At 67.6% G+C, this 16,092-nt stretch carries 11 protein-coding genes; 8 read left to right on the top strand and 3 right to left on the bottom strand.

The annotated features are described in order from the left end of the window. The first annotated feature begins 31 nt into the window (after window positions 1-31). The 8 genes from V6M89_RS04805 (at window position 32) to V6M89_RS04770 (ending at window position 13,221) form a co-directional block, all read left to right on the top strand. Window positions 32-2,521, top strand: a complete 2,490-nt coding sequence (locus tag V6M89_RS04805) for a cellulose binding domain-containing protein (RefSeq protein WP_332852111.1) — start codon at window positions 32-34, stop codon at window positions 2,519-2,521. Window positions 2,522-2,533: 12 nt separating this feature from the next. After that, window positions 2,534-3,133, top strand: coding sequence for a hypothetical protein (locus V6M89_RS04800; RefSeq protein ID WP_332852110.1), 600 nt, complete (start codon window positions 2,534-2,536; stop codon window positions 3,131-3,133). A 45-nt stretch (window positions 3,134-3,178) separates the two neighbouring features. Further along, window positions 3,179-3,505: a response regulator gene (locus V6M89_RS04795; RefSeq protein WP_332852109.1), complete on the top strand. Its 327-nt coding sequence runs from the start codon at window positions 3,179-3,181 to the stop codon at window positions 3,503-3,505. Window positions 3,506-3,622: 117 nt separating this feature from the next. Beyond that, window positions 3,623-5,020, top strand: a complete 1,398-nt coding sequence (locus V6M89_RS04790; RefSeq protein ID WP_332852108.1) for a glycoside hydrolase family 5 protein — start codon at window positions 3,623-3,625, stop codon at window positions 5,018-5,020. A 53-nt stretch (window positions 5,021-5,073) separates the two neighbouring features. After that, on the top strand, window positions 5,074-8,370 hold the full coding sequence (locus tag V6M89_RS04785; RefSeq protein WP_332852107.1) for an EAL domain-containing protein: 3,297 nt from the start codon (window positions 5,074-5,076) through the stop codon (window positions 8,368-8,370). Window positions 8,371-8,440: 70 nt separating this feature from the next. Beyond that, window positions 8,441-9,664, top strand: a complete 1,224-nt coding sequence (locus V6M89_RS04780; RefSeq protein ID WP_332852106.1) for a hybrid sensor histidine kinase/response regulator — start codon at window positions 8,441-8,443, stop codon at window positions 9,662-9,664. Window position 9,665: 1 nt separating this feature from the next. Continuing rightward, a complete protein-coding gene (locus tag V6M89_RS04775) occupies window positions 9,666-10,682 on the top strand; it encodes an ABC transporter substrate-binding protein (protein ID WP_332852105.1) in 1,017 nt (338 codons plus the stop codon). Window positions 10,683-10,692: 10 nt separating this feature from the next. Next, a complete protein-coding gene (locus tag V6M89_RS04770; RefSeq protein ID WP_332852104.1) occupies window positions 10,693-13,221 on the top strand; it encodes an ATP-binding protein in 2,529 nt (842 codons plus the stop codon). Between the two features lie 102 nt (window positions 13,222-13,323). Here V6M89_RS04770 and V6M89_RS04765 read toward each other — a convergent pair whose 3' ends face one another. From V6M89_RS04765 to cysC, 3 genes are read right to left on the bottom strand one after another with little or no spacing between them, the layout of a single operon-like run. Further along, a complete protein-coding gene (locus V6M89_RS04765) occupies window positions 13,324-14,442 on the bottom strand; it encodes a sulfotransferase family protein (RefSeq protein WP_332852103.1) in 1,119 nt (372 codons plus the stop codon). Beyond that, window positions 14,439-15,455: a hypothetical protein gene (locus V6M89_RS04760; protein ID WP_332852102.1), complete on the bottom strand. Its 1,017-nt coding sequence runs from the start codon at window positions 15,453-15,455 to the stop codon at window positions 14,439-14,441. Before V6M89_RS04760 ends, V6M89_RS04765 begins: the two co-directional genes overlap by 4 nt. Window positions 15,456-15,462: 7 nt before the next feature. After that, window positions 15,463-16,092, bottom strand: a complete 630-nt coding sequence (gene cysC / locus V6M89_RS04755) for an adenylyl-sulfate kinase (RefSeq protein WP_332852101.1) — start codon at window positions 16,090-16,092, stop codon at window positions 15,463-15,465.

The following is a 16,092-nucleotide window of genomic DNA, read 5'->3' as shown; positions in this document are numbered from 1 at the left end:
CGCGATAAAAATAAATCCAACGGAGACAACAATGAGAGTTCACCCCCTGGCGGCGCTGCTTGCAGCGTTGCTGATCCCGCTCGCCGCTACGGCGGAAACCTACCACTGGGACTCGGTCGCCATCGGCGGCGGCGGTTTCGTTACCGGCGTCGTCGCCAGCAAGAGCGAGCGCGACGTGGTGTTCGTCCGCACCGACGTCGGCGGCGCCTACCGCTGGGATGCGGCGCAGTCGCGCTGGTCCGCGCTGACCGACTGGGTTGGCGAGGCCGATGTCGGCCTGATGGGCATCGAGTCGCTGGCGATCGATCCGCGCCACGCGGCCAATGTCTACCTGCTGGCCGGCACCAGCTACTTCAGCAACGGCAAGACCGTCATCCTGCGCTCCAGCGACTACGGCAAGACCTTCGCCGCGACCGATGTAACGGCGCAGTTCAAGGCCCACGGCAACGGCATGGGCCGCCAGAACGGCGAGAAGTTGCAGGTCGATCCGGGCTCGGGCAACGTGTTGTACGTCGGCACCCGGCGCAACGGCCTGTTCAGGAGCACCGACTCGGGCGCGACCTGGAAGCATGTCGACGGCCTGGCCGTCGGCGACACGCCCAACGACAACGGCGTCAGCTTCGTGCTGCTGGATCCGGCCAGCGTCAGCGGCGGCGTGGCGCAGCGCATCTTCGTTGGCGTCTCGCGCTACGGCTCGGTCGGACCCAATCTGTATTTCAGCGCCAATGGCGGCGCCAGCTTCGCGCCGGTCAAGGGCGGCCCGGCCGCCGGCCTGATGCCGCAACGCGCGGTCATGTCCTCCAAGGGCAAGCTGTACATCACCTACGCCAACGGCGCCGGCCCGCATCCCGCCAGCAACGAGCCGATGGACAACGGCCAGGTATGGGAATACAGCGCGGTCGGCGGCAACTGGGTCAACATCACGCCGGCCGGCGCGGCCCATCCCTACGGCGGCATCAGCGTCGACCCGGCCGATCCGAAACACCTGGTGGCGTCGACCATCAACACCTGGCTGCCGCAAGGCGCCAACAGCTACGGCGACCGCATCCTGACCTCCCGCGACGCCGGCCGTTCGTGGACCGACGTGGTGGCGCGCGGTTTCGCGCTCGACCAACGGGGCGTGGGCTGGATCGGCAACGGCCAGTCCATCCACTGGGCCGGTTCGGTGGAGTTCGATCCCTTCGACACCAGCAAGGTGTGGGTCGGCTCGGGCAACGGCCTGTTCAAGACTAGCGACATCAACGCCGCCACCACCAGCTGGGCTTTCGATGTCGCCGGCATCGAGGAGACGGTGCCGTTCCAGGTCGAGAGTGTGCCGCAGGGGCCGCTGGTGTCGGCGATCGGCGACTTCGACGGCTTCATCAACGCCGACGCCGGCCAGTACGGCGTGCAGCACACGCCGCAGATGGGCACCACCAGCGGCCTGGCGATCGCCGCGCAGGACGGCCGCATCATGGCGCGCGCCGGCACGGCGATCTACTACAGCACCGACGGCGGCGCCAGCTGGAACAAGGCGGCCGCGATGAACGGCGACCACGGCCAGCTGGCCTTGTCGGCCGACGGCTACGTCATGCTGCACAGCCCGGCCGGCTCGGCCACCAGCTACCGCTCGACCAACTTCGGCGCCAGCTGGACGGCGGTGGCCGGCCTGGACGTGAGCAACGCGCGGCCGGTGGCCGATCCGGTCAACCCCAACAAGTTCTACGTCTACGACAACGGCAAGCTGCTGGCCAGCAGCGACGGCGGCGCTTCCTTTGTCCAGCAGGGCACGCTGGCGGCGGGCGGCTCGCCGCTGATCCGCGTCGCGCCGGGACACGAGGGCGATCTCTGGGTCTGCCTGAACGGCGGCGGCCTGGCCCGCTCGACCGACTCCGGCGCCAGCTTCAGCAAGATCGCCGGCGTCAACCAGTGCGGCGCGATCGGCTTCTGCAAGGCGGCGCCGGATGCGGGCTATCCGACGCTCTTTATGCAGGGCACGGTGGGCACCACCAGCGGCGTGCTGCGCTCCACCGACGCCGGCGCCAGCTGGGTGCGCGTCAACGACGACGCCCGCCAGTTCGGCGGCCCCGGCAACGCCCGCATGGTGAACGGCGACACGAACATCTACGGCCAGGTGTACATGAGCACGGCAGGGCGCGGCATCGCCTACGGCCGCGCGATGGACGTGGGCGGCGAGGTGGCGGTGACGCCGGTGGCGGCCGGCCCGGTCACGCCCACCCAGCCGGTCAACCAGTGCAGCTATGTGGTGACGGCGGCCTGGCAGGGCGGCTACAACGCGGCGGTGCGCATCACCAACAACCGCAGCAGCGTGATCCAGGGCTGGTCGGTGAGCTGGACCTACAGCGACAACTCGGTGGTGCAGGGTTATTGGAACGCCGGCGTCGCCGGCGCCAGCCCGACCTACACCGCCACGCCCAACCAGAGCTGGAACCACGACATCTATCCGGGCAGCACGGTCGAATTCGGCATGACGGTCAGCGGTTCGGCGATTCCCGTCGTCACCGGCGACGCCTGCAACTAACAAGGAACAACGATGAAAAACTTTCTGATCGGATTATTCGCCAGCGCCGGCCTGTTGCTGGCGGCGCAAGCCGGCGCGGGCGCGCTCAATTTCGACGACCTCCAGGCCGATGGCGAGCTGACGCCGATGACTAGCCCGTACGCCGGCCTCAGCTGGAGCAGCGACTGGTATCTGGGCGACACCAGCGTGGAAGGCTACGGCAACGGCGCGCATTCCGGCGCGCTGTTCGTCACCAACGGCTATGGCGTCGACGATCTCGGCGTCAGCAGCAGCGTCGGCTTCAACTTCGCCGGCGCCTGGTTTGCCGCGCCGGCCACCAACGGCGCGACCGCCAGCTGGATCAACATCACGGCCTACGACGCGGACAACCAGCTGATCGGCGGCACCGGCAAGGTCGCCATCGGCGCCAGCTACAGCTGGGTGGCGGCGAATTTCAGCCATGTCGCACGGCTGAACATCGCGCGCGACGACGGCTGGTTTGTCATGGACGACTTCACGCTGGCCAGCGCCGTCCCGGAGCCGGGCAGGGCCTTGTTGCTGGGCGCGGGCTTGTTGTTGCTGTTGAGTAAGATGCGCCCTGGTCCCACTGTACGCGACCGTACAGAAACCTGATGCCGCCAGGCGCATGATGCTCTTATTCACTAAAAGGAGAGCGTCATGCCTGACGATCGAATGCAAACCCAGCGCGTGCTGGTGGTTGATGACAATCACGCCGCCGCCGGCACCGTCGCCGCCCTGTTGGAAGCCTGCGGGTATTCCACCGCCATCGCCTACGGCGCGGAGGGTGCGCTGACGCTGGCGGACCAGTTCAGGCCGGATGTCATTTTCCTCGATATCGATATGCCCGACATGGACCGCTTCCGCACCGCGGCGGCCCTGCGCAGCCAGCAGACCGGCGGCTACGCGCGCATTTTCTCGGTCGGCTTCAACGCCCACCTGGCGAAGCCGGCATCGTTTGAAGCGCTGCTGAGCATCATGCTGTAGACCCTTTAAATTCGTTCTGTTGTTTGGTGATTATCACAATTGCGACCTGTTGCATGCACTCCCAGAATGGTTGAGCGCGCCCCGATGCGCGCTACAACAAATCTAACGGAGACAAGCATGCAAAGTCACAACGTGAAATCGGCATTACTCCTGGTCCTCGCACTGTGCGCGGGCTCGCTGGCGCAGGCGCAGAACTGCGGCAGCGGCGGCGGCGCCACGGTCTGCCTGACGGCGACCGGCGCTTCCGACAACATCAAGCTGAGCTGGACCGTCAGCGGCGCCGTCACCGGCGTGCAGGTGTATCGCGACACCGACAGCGACGCCAACGGCCGCAGCCGCGTGGCGGTGCTGGCCGCCTCGGCGACCAGCTATGCCGACACCACGCCGGTGGTCGGCACGCCTTACTGGTACTGGATCAAGTTCACCACCAGCACCGGCGGCTCCAGCTCCGGCGCGGCCACGGCGGTGCGCGCCGGCGCCATGCGCAGCCTGACCAGCGTGCAGCTGGCGGCGCAGATGTCGCCCGGCTGGAACCTGGGCAATTCGCTGGAATCGATAGGCGGCGAAACGGCCTGGGGCAATCCGCCCGCCAACCAGGCGCTGTTCAACGCCGTCAAGGCCGCCGGCTTCAAGAGCGTGCGCATTCCGGTGTCGTGGAGCCAGTACGCCGACAGCAGCTTCAACATCAGCGCCAGCTGGATGGCGCGCGTCAAGGAAGTGGTGGACGCCGCGCGCGCGGCCGGCCTGTATGCCGTCATCAACGTCCACTGGGACGGCGGCTGGCAGCAGCCGACCTACGCCCAGCAGGCGGCCGTCAATGCGCGCCTGAGCAAGTTCTGGACCCAGATCGGCAATACCTTCAAGTACTACGACGACTACCTGTTGTTCGCCGGCACCAACGAGGTCATGGTGACCAACGTGTATAGCGCGCCGACCGCCGAGAACATCGCGGTGCAGAACAGCTTCAACCAGACCTTCGTCAACGCCGCGCGCGCGACCGGCGGCAACAACAGCGTGCGCCACCTGATCGTGCAGGGATATAACACCAACATCGACTACACCTATGCCACCAACACCGTGCCGAGCGACACCGCCAGCAAGCGCCTGATGATGGAGGTGCACGATTACGACCCGTATGATTTCACGCTCAACACCAGCGGCGCGATCTGCCAGTGGGGCGCCAGCGCCACCGATCCGGCCGCCACCGAGACCTGGGCCAACGAGGCCTACGTCGACGCCCAGTTCCAGAAGATGAAGACGCGCTTCATCGACAACGGCGTGGCGGTGATCCTGGGCGAATACGCGGCCAGCCTGCGCACCGAATGCGGCGCCAGCGCGACCTACCGCAAGCTGTGGGACCAGTACCTGACCCGCTCGGCCTACCTGCACGGCCTGGTGCCGATGTACTGGGACAGCGGCTCGACCGCCAACCACGCCTCGGGCCTGTTCAACCGCGCGACCGGCGCCCAGGCCTATCCGGAGATCATCAGCGCCATCGTCAACGCCGCCAAATAGCGCAGGGTCAATAGTGCGCGCTGTGCATGATTTGCTTCTGTTAAGATAAACCCATGCAAATCGATCCAGGGCCTCACTCTGCAACAGACCAGTCGATGCCAGCGATGGTCGAGGGGCGACAGCGCGTCAACGGCGACGCCGTCGATCCGCAAACCTTCTTCGACCATTGCCCGTATTTTGTCTTCACGGTGGGCATGGACGGCCGGGTGCTGGCGCTCAACCTGCACTGCCGCCAGCACCTGGGGGCCTACAAGCTGGGCGAGCCGGCGGCGCGCCTGTACACCGACTGGGCGGCGCTGGTGTTGCAGGACGCGGCGCTGGCCGCCGCGCACGAGAGCGGCTACTGGCATGGCGAACTTGAATTGCTGGGCGCCGATGGCAGCTTCCATCCGGTGACCCAGTCGATCGAGTTGCAACCTGCAACCGAGCACCGGCCGGACCGCTTCCTGTGCATGGCTTACGAACTCAGCGACTACGACGTCTATGAATCGCTGCTGCGCTTCAAGCGGCTGTTCGAGCAGCATCCGCAGCCGATGTGGATCTACGACCTGCAAACGCTGCGCTTCCTGATGGTCAACGCCGCCGCCGTGGCGCATTACGGCTACACCGAAGCGCAATTCCTGCAGATGACGATCAAGGACATCCGTCCGCCCGAGCAGATCGCCGCGCTGGAACGCAACCTGGCCGCCGCGCCGCTCAAGGGCGCCGAGCTGGCCGGCGACTGGACCCATGTCAAGGCCGACGGCGGCCGCATCCAGGTGCAGATTTCCTCCCATTCGCTGGTGATCGCCGGCCGCCAGGCGCGCTTCGTGGTGGCGCACGACGTCACCGAGCAGTTGCGCATGGAGGCCGCGCTGTACGCCTCGCGCGAGCTCAAGCAGCTGGTCATCGACCACATCCCCCACCAGATCTTCTGGAAGGACCTGGACGGCAAATACTGCGGCTGCAACACCGTGTTCGCCGCCGCCGCCGGCCTGCGGGTGGTGGAGGAGGTGGTCGGCAAGACCGACGACGACTTCCCCTGGCGCCACAATGCCGAGACCATCCGCGCCGACGACCGCACCATCGTCGCCACCGGCAAGGCGCGCTTCAACGACGAAGACCAGCTGCTGCGCGGCGACGGCCGCCTGCACTGGTACCTGATCAACAAGCTGCCGTTCCACGACCAGCGCGGCAACATCATCGGCGTGCTCGGCACCATCGAGGACATCACCGACCGCAAGCAGGCTGAGCAGACCTTGCAGCTGCGCGGCCGCGCGCTGGAGGCCAGCGACAACGCGGTGGTGATCACCGCCCACGGCCCCGGCGGCGACCTGATCGACTACATCAATCCGGCCTTCACGCGGCTGTTCGGCTATGCCGAGGTCGAGGCGGCGGGGCGCCGGCTGGACCTGCTGCTGGAGCAGGAAAACGCCGACCGCGACGCCTTGCGCGTGGCTTTGAGCGGCGTGCATGAGCTGACCATGACGCTGCGCATCGTGCATCGCGACGGCCAGCTGCTGTGGGTGCGGCTGCACGTGGCGCCGGTGCCGGTGCCCAACGGCCCGCCCAGCCACCATGTATGCGTGCTGACCGACATGACGGAGTCGATCAACTACCAGAACCAGCTGGAGCACCAGGCCAACCACGATCCCTTGACCGGCTTGCCGAACCGGGCGCTGTTCGGCGACCGCATGGCGCAGGCGATCAGCTATGCGGAACGCTACGGCCATCACCTGTGGGTGGTGTTCATTGACCTGGACAACTTCAAGCTGGTCAACGACAGCCTGGGCCACCAGGCCGGCGACGAGCTGCTGTGCACGGTCGGGATCCGCCTGCGCGCCTGCCTGGCCGACAGCGACACCGTGGCCCGCCTGGGCGGCGACGAATTCCTGCTGCTGTTGTCGGACTCGCCGGAATCGCCGGCCTCGGCCGTGTTGCAGCAGGTGCAGGAAACCGTGGCCGCGCCGATCACCATCGCCGACCAGGCGCTGACCGTCACCTGCAGCATCGGCGTCAGCGTCTACCCGCTGGACGGCGGCGAGCCGCACCAGCTGCTCAAGCACGCGGACATCGCCATGTACCGCGCCAAGGAGGGCGGCCGCAACCAGCTGCAGTTCTACGAGGCGGCCATGCACAGCCGCATCACCGAGCGCGCCATGATCGAGGCCGAGCTGCGCCACGCGCTGGAGCGCGACGAGCTCAGCCTGCACTACCAGCCCAAGCTCGACCTGCGCAGCGGCGCCGTGGTCGGCATGGAGGCGCTGCTGCGCTGGCGCCATCCGAGCATGGGCATGGTGTCGCCGGCGCGCTTCATCGGCGTGGCCGAGGAGACCGGCCTGATCGTGGCGATCGGGCGCTGGGTGATGCGCACCGCCTGCTTCCAGAACAAGCAGTGGCAGCAGGCCGGCCTGACGCCGCAGCGGGTGGCGGTCAATGTCTCGGCGCGCCAGTTCCGCGATCCCGGGCTGAGCCGGGAAGTGCAGGCGGCGCTGTCCGACAGCGGTCTCGACGCGCACTACCTGGAACTGGAACTGACCGAGAGCCTGGTGATGCACAACGTCGAGGGCGCGGTGGCGGTGGTGCGCGGCCTCAAGCAGATGGGCATCGCGCTGTCGATCGACGATTTCGGCACCGGCTACTCCAGCCTGGCCTACCTGAAGCTGTTCCCGGTCGACTACCTGAAGATCGACCAATCCTTCGTGCGCGAGATGCTGGCCGAACCCAAGGTGGCAGCCATCGTGCGCTCGGTGATCGCGCTGGGCCAGAGCCTGGGTTTCAAGGTCATCGCCGAGGGCGTGGAGACCGAGGCCCAGCTGGCCTATCTGCGGCGCTACCAGTGCGACGAGATGCAGGGCTATCTGTTCAGCAAGCCCTTGCCGGCGACCGACTTCGGCGCGCTGCTGCGCGAAGAGCGCGCGCTGGCGCTGCCGGCCGAGGATGCGCCGGGCGAACAGCAGACACTGTTGTTGCTGGACGACGAATCGAGCATCCGCTCCGCGCTGACGCGCCTGCTGCGCCCCGACGGCTACCGCATCCTGCGCGCCGACACCGCCGAGGAAGCGTTCGACCTGCTGGCCAGCCACCAGGTGCAGGTGGTGATCAGCGACCAGCGCATGCCCGGCATGAACGGCACCGAGTTCCTCAGCCGCGTGAAGGACATGTACCCGGAGACGATACGCATCATCCTGTCGGGCTACACCGAGCTGGAGGCGGTGCTGAACGCCATCAACCGCGGCGAGATCTACCGCTTCTACACCAAGCCCTGGGACGACCTGACGCTGCGCGAAAATATCCGCGACGCGTTCCGCTACCAGAAGATGATGTACGGCCGGCTGCAGCAGGCAGAAGGCAAGCTGGACGCTGGATAGAATTGGTGAGATTTCCGCCCGGTAAAGTAGGCATAATTGCTAAAGCCAACAATGGTTTTCAGGAGGCGACATGTCCGAGTTTGTCCCGCGTTCACGCATCATGGTGGTGGACGATCAGGCTGCCCATCTGAAGGCGCTATGCGACATCCTGGGGCGACACGAGTTCGACGCCGTCGGCTTTCCCACCGGCGAACTGGCGCTGGCCCATCTGCGCGAGCATAGCTTCGACCTGCTGTTGACCGACATGATCATGCCCGGCATGAACGGGCTGAGCCTGATCGAAGCGGCGCGCGGGCTCGACTCCACCATCGCCTGCATCATCATGACCGGCGAGGGCACCGTCGATACCGCCGTCAAGGCGATGAAGATCGGCGCCTTCGACTACATCATCAAACCCTTCAAGGCCGCGACCCTGTTGCCGGTGCTGGCGCGCGCGCTCGATTCGCGCCAGCTGCGCACGCAGAACATCAAGCTGGAGGCGGCCCTGCGCGACCGCATCGACGAGCTGGGCCGCGTGAACCTGTTCCTGGAGACGGCGCGCAAGGAGGCCGAGCGCACCAACAGCGAGAAGTCGGTGTTCCTGTCGAACATGAGCCACGAGCTGCGCACGCCGCTCAACAGCATACTGGGCTTCGCGCAGATCCTGGCCAGCGACAAATTCCCCAAGGCCGAGGGTGAACGCCAGCGCTTTTGCCAGAACATCGTCTCGTCCGGCCGGCACTTGCTGCAGCTGGTGAACGAGATGCTGGACCTGTCCAAGATCGAGGCCGGCAAGGTGTCGCTGATGGTGGGGGCGGTGCTGCTGGACGAGGTGCTGCGCGAAGTGCAGGCCATCGTCGCGCCGCTGGCCGAGAAGCGCCTGATCGCGCTGATGATGCCGGCCGACTGCAAGCTCGAGCTGTGCGTCGACCGCATGCGGCTCAAGCAGATCCTGGTCAACCTGCTGTCCAACGCGATCAAGTACAACCATGTGCACGGCAGCGTCACGGTGTACTGCAGCGTGGCGCGCGGCGGCCAGGGCTGCATCGCCGTCAGCGACACCGGCATCGGCCTCAATCCCGCGCAGATGGAGGAGATCTTCCTGCCGTTCGGCCGCGCCGGCCGCGACGAGAGCAACGAGGAGGGCACCGGCCTGGGCCTGACCATCACCAAGCGCCTGGTCGAAGCCATGCGCGGCAGCATCAGCGTGGAAAGCCGGCCCGGCGAGGGCAGCACCTTCCGCATCGAGTTGCCGCTGCAAAGCGGGGTGGCCGCGATGCCCGGCGCGCGCGTTCCCACCCAGCACGCCGGCTGACATGAAGCGTTTTTCCCTCGCCACCCTGTTGCTGCCGGCCCTGGTCGTGGTGCTGGCCGGCATCGGCAGCTGGCTGGTGCTGCGGCCGGCCGTCGAGCCCATGCCGGCGCCGACCGCGCTGGTGATCGCCACCAACACCGAATATGTGGGCGCCTGTCCGGTGATGGCGGCCCAGGCCCAGGGCTATTTCAGCGCGCGGCAACTGGCGGTCACCTTGCAGCCGCACACCAGCGGCCGCAAGGCGCTGGAGGCGGTGACCTCGAACCAGGCCGACATGGCGACGGTGGCCGACATCCCGATCATGTTCTTCGCCATGGACGCCACGCCGATCCAGGTGATCAGCACCATCTTCCGCACCGGCCGCGACCACGGCCTGGTGGCGCGGCGCGACCGCGGCATCGCCCGGCCGGCCGACCTCAAAGGCAAGCGCATCGGCGTGACGCTGGGCACCTCCGGCCACTTCACGCTGGAGGTGTTCCTGAATCGCCAGCGCCTCGACAGCCACGACGTGACGCTGGTGAACTACCCGCCCGACGGCCTGCAGCAGGCCATCACCGACGGCACGGTGGACGCCGTCAGCGGCTGGGATCCCTTCCTGGGTTCGGCCGAGGAAAGCCTGGGCGCCAACGCCATCCGCTTCACCGGGGCCGACGTCTACGAGAGCATCTACAATATGGTGGCGCTGTCGCGCTACATCAAGCAGAATCCGCAGACCATGGTGCGGCTGTTGCAGGCGCTGGAGCAGGGCGAGCGCTTTTGCCGCGAACACCCGGCCGCCGGCGTGGCCTTCTTCCCCAAGCTGTCGGCCAGCGGCGCCAGCGCCATGCTGGCCGCGTGGCCGGCCCACCATTTCGGCCTGGAGCTCGACCAGAGCCTGCTGCTGGTGCTGGAAGACCAGTCGCGCTGGGCCATCAAGGGCGGGCTGACGGCCGCGCGCGAGGTGCCCAACTTCCTCGACTACATCTACCTCGACGGACTCAGGACCGTGAGCCCGACCGAAGTGACGATCATCTACTAGAGGCCATCGCGTGAAAATTTCCACCCGCCTCAAGCTGGCGCAAATCATCTGCATCGCGCTGCTGGCGATCATGGCGGTGGTGTTCGCCCGCACCACGCAGCAGATGCGGCATGAGATCGCCAAGGCGGAAATCACCGGCGATGTGCTGCGCGGCGCGGCCGCGCTGCGCTACCTGTCGCTGGAGTATGTGCAGCACCACCAGACCCGCACCAAGGCGCAATGGCTGCAACGGCACCAGTCGCTGCAGACCATGATCGCCAGCGACGGCGGCTACGACGACGAGGACGAGCAGATGCTGCTGCGCGACGTGCGCGAACGCCAGCAGTCGCTGCTGGGCCTGTTCAACGAATTGCAGGGGCTGCAGGCGGAGTTCGCGCGCACGCCGGAGCGGCGCACCATCCTGCTGGAACTGGAGGCCAGGCTGTCGGGCCTGATGATGAACCGGGCGCAGGCGATGATGTCCGATGCCGAGGACCTGGCCCGCATCAGCCGCTCCAAGATGTTGTCGGCGCAGTCCGACCTGGTGACGGTGGGCGCGGTGCTGGGCGTGCTGGTGCTGCTGGTGGTGATCGGCGCGATGGGCCTGACCATCCGCAGCGTCAGCAAGCCGCTGGCGCGCCTGCAGCAGGCCACCAAGGTGATCGGCACCGGCAGCCTGGACGTGCTGCTGGACGCGCGCGCCGACGACGAGATCGGCAACCTGGCCAGGTCCTTCGACGGCATGGTGGAGCGGCTGCGCCAGACCACCGTCTCGCGCGATGAACTGATCCACGCCAACGTGGCGCTGCAAACCGAGGTGGCGGAGCGGCAGGCGGCCGAGCGCAAGGTGGTGGCCCAGCTGGCGCGCATGAGCCTGCTGCACCAGATCACCCGCTCGATCGGCGAGCGGCAGGACTTGCCCAGCATCTTCCAGGTGGTGGTGCGCTGCCTGGAGGACCAGCTGCCGATCGATTTCGGCGCCATTTGCCTGTACCAGGGCGACGAGCTGGTGGTCAGCTGCGTCGGCATGCAGAGCTACCAGCTGTCGGAGGCGATGGCGATGGGCGAGGCGGCCCGCATCGAGATCGACGAGAACGGCCTGTCGCGCTGCGTGCGCGGCCACCTGGTGTACGAGCCGGATATCCGCGAGGTCGATTTTCCCTTCCCCAAGCGCCTGGCCAAGGTGGGCATGAGTTCGATGGTGCTGGCGCCCTTGCTGGCCGAGAGCACCGTGTTCGGCGTGCTGATCGTGGCGCGCGCCGAGGTCAACGCCTTTTCCAGCACCGATTGCGAATTCCTGCGCCAGCTCAGCGAGCACGTGGCGCTGGCGGCCAACCAGGCCAGGCTGTACGGCGCGCTGCAGCAGGCCTACGACGACCTGCACCAGAGCCAGGTGCAGGTGACCAAGCAGGAACGCCTGCGGGCGCTGGGACAAATGGCCAGCGGCATCGCGCACGACATCAACAACGCCATCTCGCCGATCGGCCTGTATGCCGAGTCGCTGCTGGAAACCGAACGCGGCCTGAGCGAGAACGGCCGCGCCTGCCTGCAGGTGATCGAGCGCGCCATCGACGACGTCGCCTCGACGGTGGCGCGCATGCGCGAGTTCTACCGCCAGCGCGAACCGCAGCTGACCCACAGCACCGTCAACGTCAACCTGATGATGCAGCACGTGGTCGACCTGACCCGCGCGCGCTGGTCGGACATGCCGCAGCAGCGCGGCATCGTGATCGAGATGCGGCAGGAGCTGGGCGTCGAGCTGCCGGCCATCCTCGGCGTCGAGGGCGAGATCCGCGAAGCCTTGACCAACCTGATCTTCAACGCCGTCGACGCCTTGCCGGAAGGCGGCGCCGTCACCCTGCGCACCCGCCACGTCGAGCAGCTGGAGGACGGTTCCGGCCCGTATGTGCTGGTGGAGGTGGCCGACAGCGGCACCGGCATGGACGAGGCGACGCAGCGGCGCTGCCTGGAGCCGTTCTTCACCACCAAGGGCGAGCGCGGCACCGGCCTCGGCCTGGCCACGGTGTACGGCATGATAGAGCGGCATTCCGCCAGCATCGCCATCGAGTCCAGGCTGAACCACGGCACCGCGGTCAAGATGTATTTCCCGGTGGCGCCGTCGACCGCGGCCGGCTCGGCGCCGGCGCAGGTGCAGGGCCCGGGGCCGGGCCTGCGCATCCTGGTGGTGGACGACGACCCCACGGTGCTGGCGTCGCTGGAGAATATCCTGAGCCTGGACGGCCACCATGTCACCAAGGCCGACGGCGGCCAGGCCGGCATCGACCAGTTCTGCGCGGCCGAGCAGGCGGGGAATCCGTTTGCGGTGGTGATCACCGACCTCGGCATGCCGTATGTCGACGGCCGCAAGGTGGCCGAGACGGTCAAGCGGCTGGCCCCGGCCACGCCGGTGGTGCTGCTGACCGGCTGGGGCCAGCGCCTGATCCCGGACAGCGGCGAGGCGCCGGTCAATGTCGACCAGGTGCTGAGCAAGCCGCCCAAGATGCGCGAACTGCGGCTGGCGCTGGCCAAGTGCGCCGAGCAGCTGGCCGCCCAGGCCTGATTGGCTTGAAGTACCGGTCGTTCCCGCGTAGGCGGGAACCCATACGCCGCATGGATTCCCGCCTGCGCGGGAATGACGAGCAGGCGGCTATTCGCGCTCGCCTTAATCGGCCGGCGCGAACGCGGCCGGGTCCAGCTGGTCGAGCGTGACGAGCTGGCCGATGCCGGGTGGCGACGGTTGCCCCAGCAGGCGCGCGCGCAGCCGTTCCAGGTAGTCGGCGCGGCTGCGGCGCAGCGCGTAGTCGCGGAAGTTGCTGTGCTCCAGTTCGCGCCAGGCCAGTTCGCGGACGACCTTGGAGCTGCGCTGGGCTTGTTCGAGCAGCGCCGGCTGCATGGCGGCGTCGCCGGCGGCCAGGCGGGTGTAGCCGTAGCGGTCCATGTAGTCGCCGGTCAGGGTCTCGATCAGGTTGATCTCGTCCAAGGTCAGCTGCTGCTTGAACTTGTCGATGTTGGCGGCGATCGGCGGATAGCAGTTGGACGACCACAGCGCCGACATCTGCGACAGCTGGCGCGCCTCGCGCGAGGCGGCGCCGTCCAGCATCTGCGGCAGGAAATCGATGCCGAGGAAGCCGCACACCGACTCCAGCGTGGCCTGCTGCTGCGACAGGAAGTCTTCGTAGCGTATCGTCAGCACGCGCTCGGGCCATTGCCGCATCACGCGGTCCGCCGCCTGGTGCGCGGCCAGCCAGGCCTGGGCGTTGAGGCGGGTGTCGAAATCGTGGATGATGGCGCGGTTCATCGACGCCACCTGGGCGCGCGGATCGCGCACCACGTTCACGAACAGCATGTCGGGGTACAGCGTCATCAGCTCCTGCGCGTAGTGCACGCTGTCCAGCGACTTGTCCATCACCACCTGCGCGCCGCGCTGCTCGGCCGAGCGCAGCAGCAGCTCCCACACCACCCGGTGCACGCTGCGCGGCTGGCCGCGCAGCGTTTCGAAGATCTCCACCGGATCGAACACCACCTCCGGCCACTTGACCATGCTGACCGCCTGCAGGCCCACCACGTCGACCACCAGGTTGAAGTAGGCGCGGTCGTCGCGCAGGTCGCCGTACAGCGGCAGCAGCGGCACCAGGTCGACGATGTGCAGCGGGTAGGGCGAATAGAACTGCGGCGACATATTCAGCCGCAGCCGCAGCGCGTGGCTGCCGCAGCGGCGCAGCGGTATCATCATCACGGGACGCGGACGCTGGACGCCGCCGTTGTTGGTCATATCGTTCATGCTGGTTTTTCCTCGGTAAGCAGGCCGGCGGGCGGCGCGGTGTAATAGCGGCGGAAGCTGTCCATGAAACGGCCCAGTTCCGCCGCCGGCAGGCGGTTGATGCCGGCGGCGGCCTTGCGTCCGCCGCCGGTGTCGAATTGCTGGCAAAAGCCGTTGGCGCTGTGCGTCAACGGCGTTCCCGAGCGCACGCTGACCAGGTAGGAGCCGTCGTCGCGTTCGTTGAGCACGGCGAACGAGGCGCCGTGGTGCTGGGCCGCCAGCCGGTTGGCCAGCACGCCGCTGACGCGCCGCGCCCAGGCGCTGGCGGGCAGGATGTAGACCGCGCCGGCGTCGAGTTCGGCGTGCGGCCGCAAGCCTTGCAGGCGCGCGCAATCGTCGCGGTAGCCGGCGCACAGGTCGCGGTAGATCTGGCTGCCGGCGATGAAATCGAAAGGGTGCTCGTGGCCGGCCAGCGCGCGGTACAGCGCGGCCGGGGCGATGTGCAGGTCCTGCTCGCATTCGCCGTAGGCGTTGTAGTTGAACACCTGGCCCAGCTGCGCCAGCGCCTCGACGGCGCCGCCGTCCAGGCCGATGCGGCGGGCCAGCCGGCAGGCCGCCTCGGCCAGGTTGTCGCCGAAGGCCGCCGCCACCGCCCACGGCCGGTGGCGGCCTTGCAGGTGGCGGTCCACCAAAATGCTGGTGCAGACGTCGGGCGCGCCGTCGCAATGCAGGCGCAGGCGGGGATGGTCGAAGGCGCAGTCGGCCGAGTGGTGGTCGAAATAGTCGACCTCGGCGCCGCCGTCGAGCAGGCGCTGCAGCGCCGCCGTGTTGCTGTCGAGCGCGATGTCGAGCACCAGCACCTGGCCGCTGCAGCCGTCCGGCACGCGCCGCAGCAGCTCGATCTCGCGCTTGACGCCGGTCACCAGCTCGGCCTGCAGCGGCGTGTGCAGGCGCATCTGGTGCAGCGCGAAGATGCCGTCGGCGTCGCCGTTGAAGACATCGTAGTTCCGCGCGGCGCGCATGGCGGCGTTCATGGCGGCCTCAGATGAAGCGGCGCGACAGCTGTTGAAACAGCCGCTCGCAGCAGGCGTCCAGCGGCAGCGCGCCGGTGTCCAGCTTGAGCGCCGGCGCCAGCGGTTCCTCGTACGGCGCCGAGATGCCGGTGAACTCCGGTATCAGCCCGGCCCGGGCCTTCTGGTACAGGCCCTTGGGGTCGCGCGCCTCGCACACGGCGACCGAGGTGCTGACATGGGTTTCGAGGAAGTTGTTGGCGCCGATGATCTGGCGCGCCATCTCGCGGTCCTGGCGCAGCGGCGAGATGAAGGCGCAGATCACGAACAGGCCGGCGTCGTTCATGATCCGCGCCACTTCGGCGCTGCGGCGGATGTTTTCCTGGCGGTCGGCGGGCGAGAAGCCGAGGTCGCGGTTCAGGTGGTGGCGCAGGTTGTCGCCGTCCAGCACGTAGGCCATGTGGCCGGCGCCGACCAGCCGGCCTTCCAGCGCGGACGCCAGGGTCGACTTGCCCGCGCCGCTCAGGCCGGTGAGCCAGATGGTCGCTGCCCGTTGCCCGGCGTGGCGGCTGCGCACCTCGGCGCTGACCTGGCTGCCGTGCCAGAATATATTGGGCGCGCCCGGCATGCCCACGTCTTCGATTTTGTCCAGCTTACCCAT

It is taken from the genome of Duganella sp. S19_KUP01_CR8 (genome assembly GCF_036688705.1).
GTDB lineage: Bacteria > Pseudomonadota > Gammaproteobacteria > Burkholderiales > Burkholderiaceae_D > Rugamonas.
This window is presented reverse-complemented; position numbering and strand designations above follow the sequence as displayed.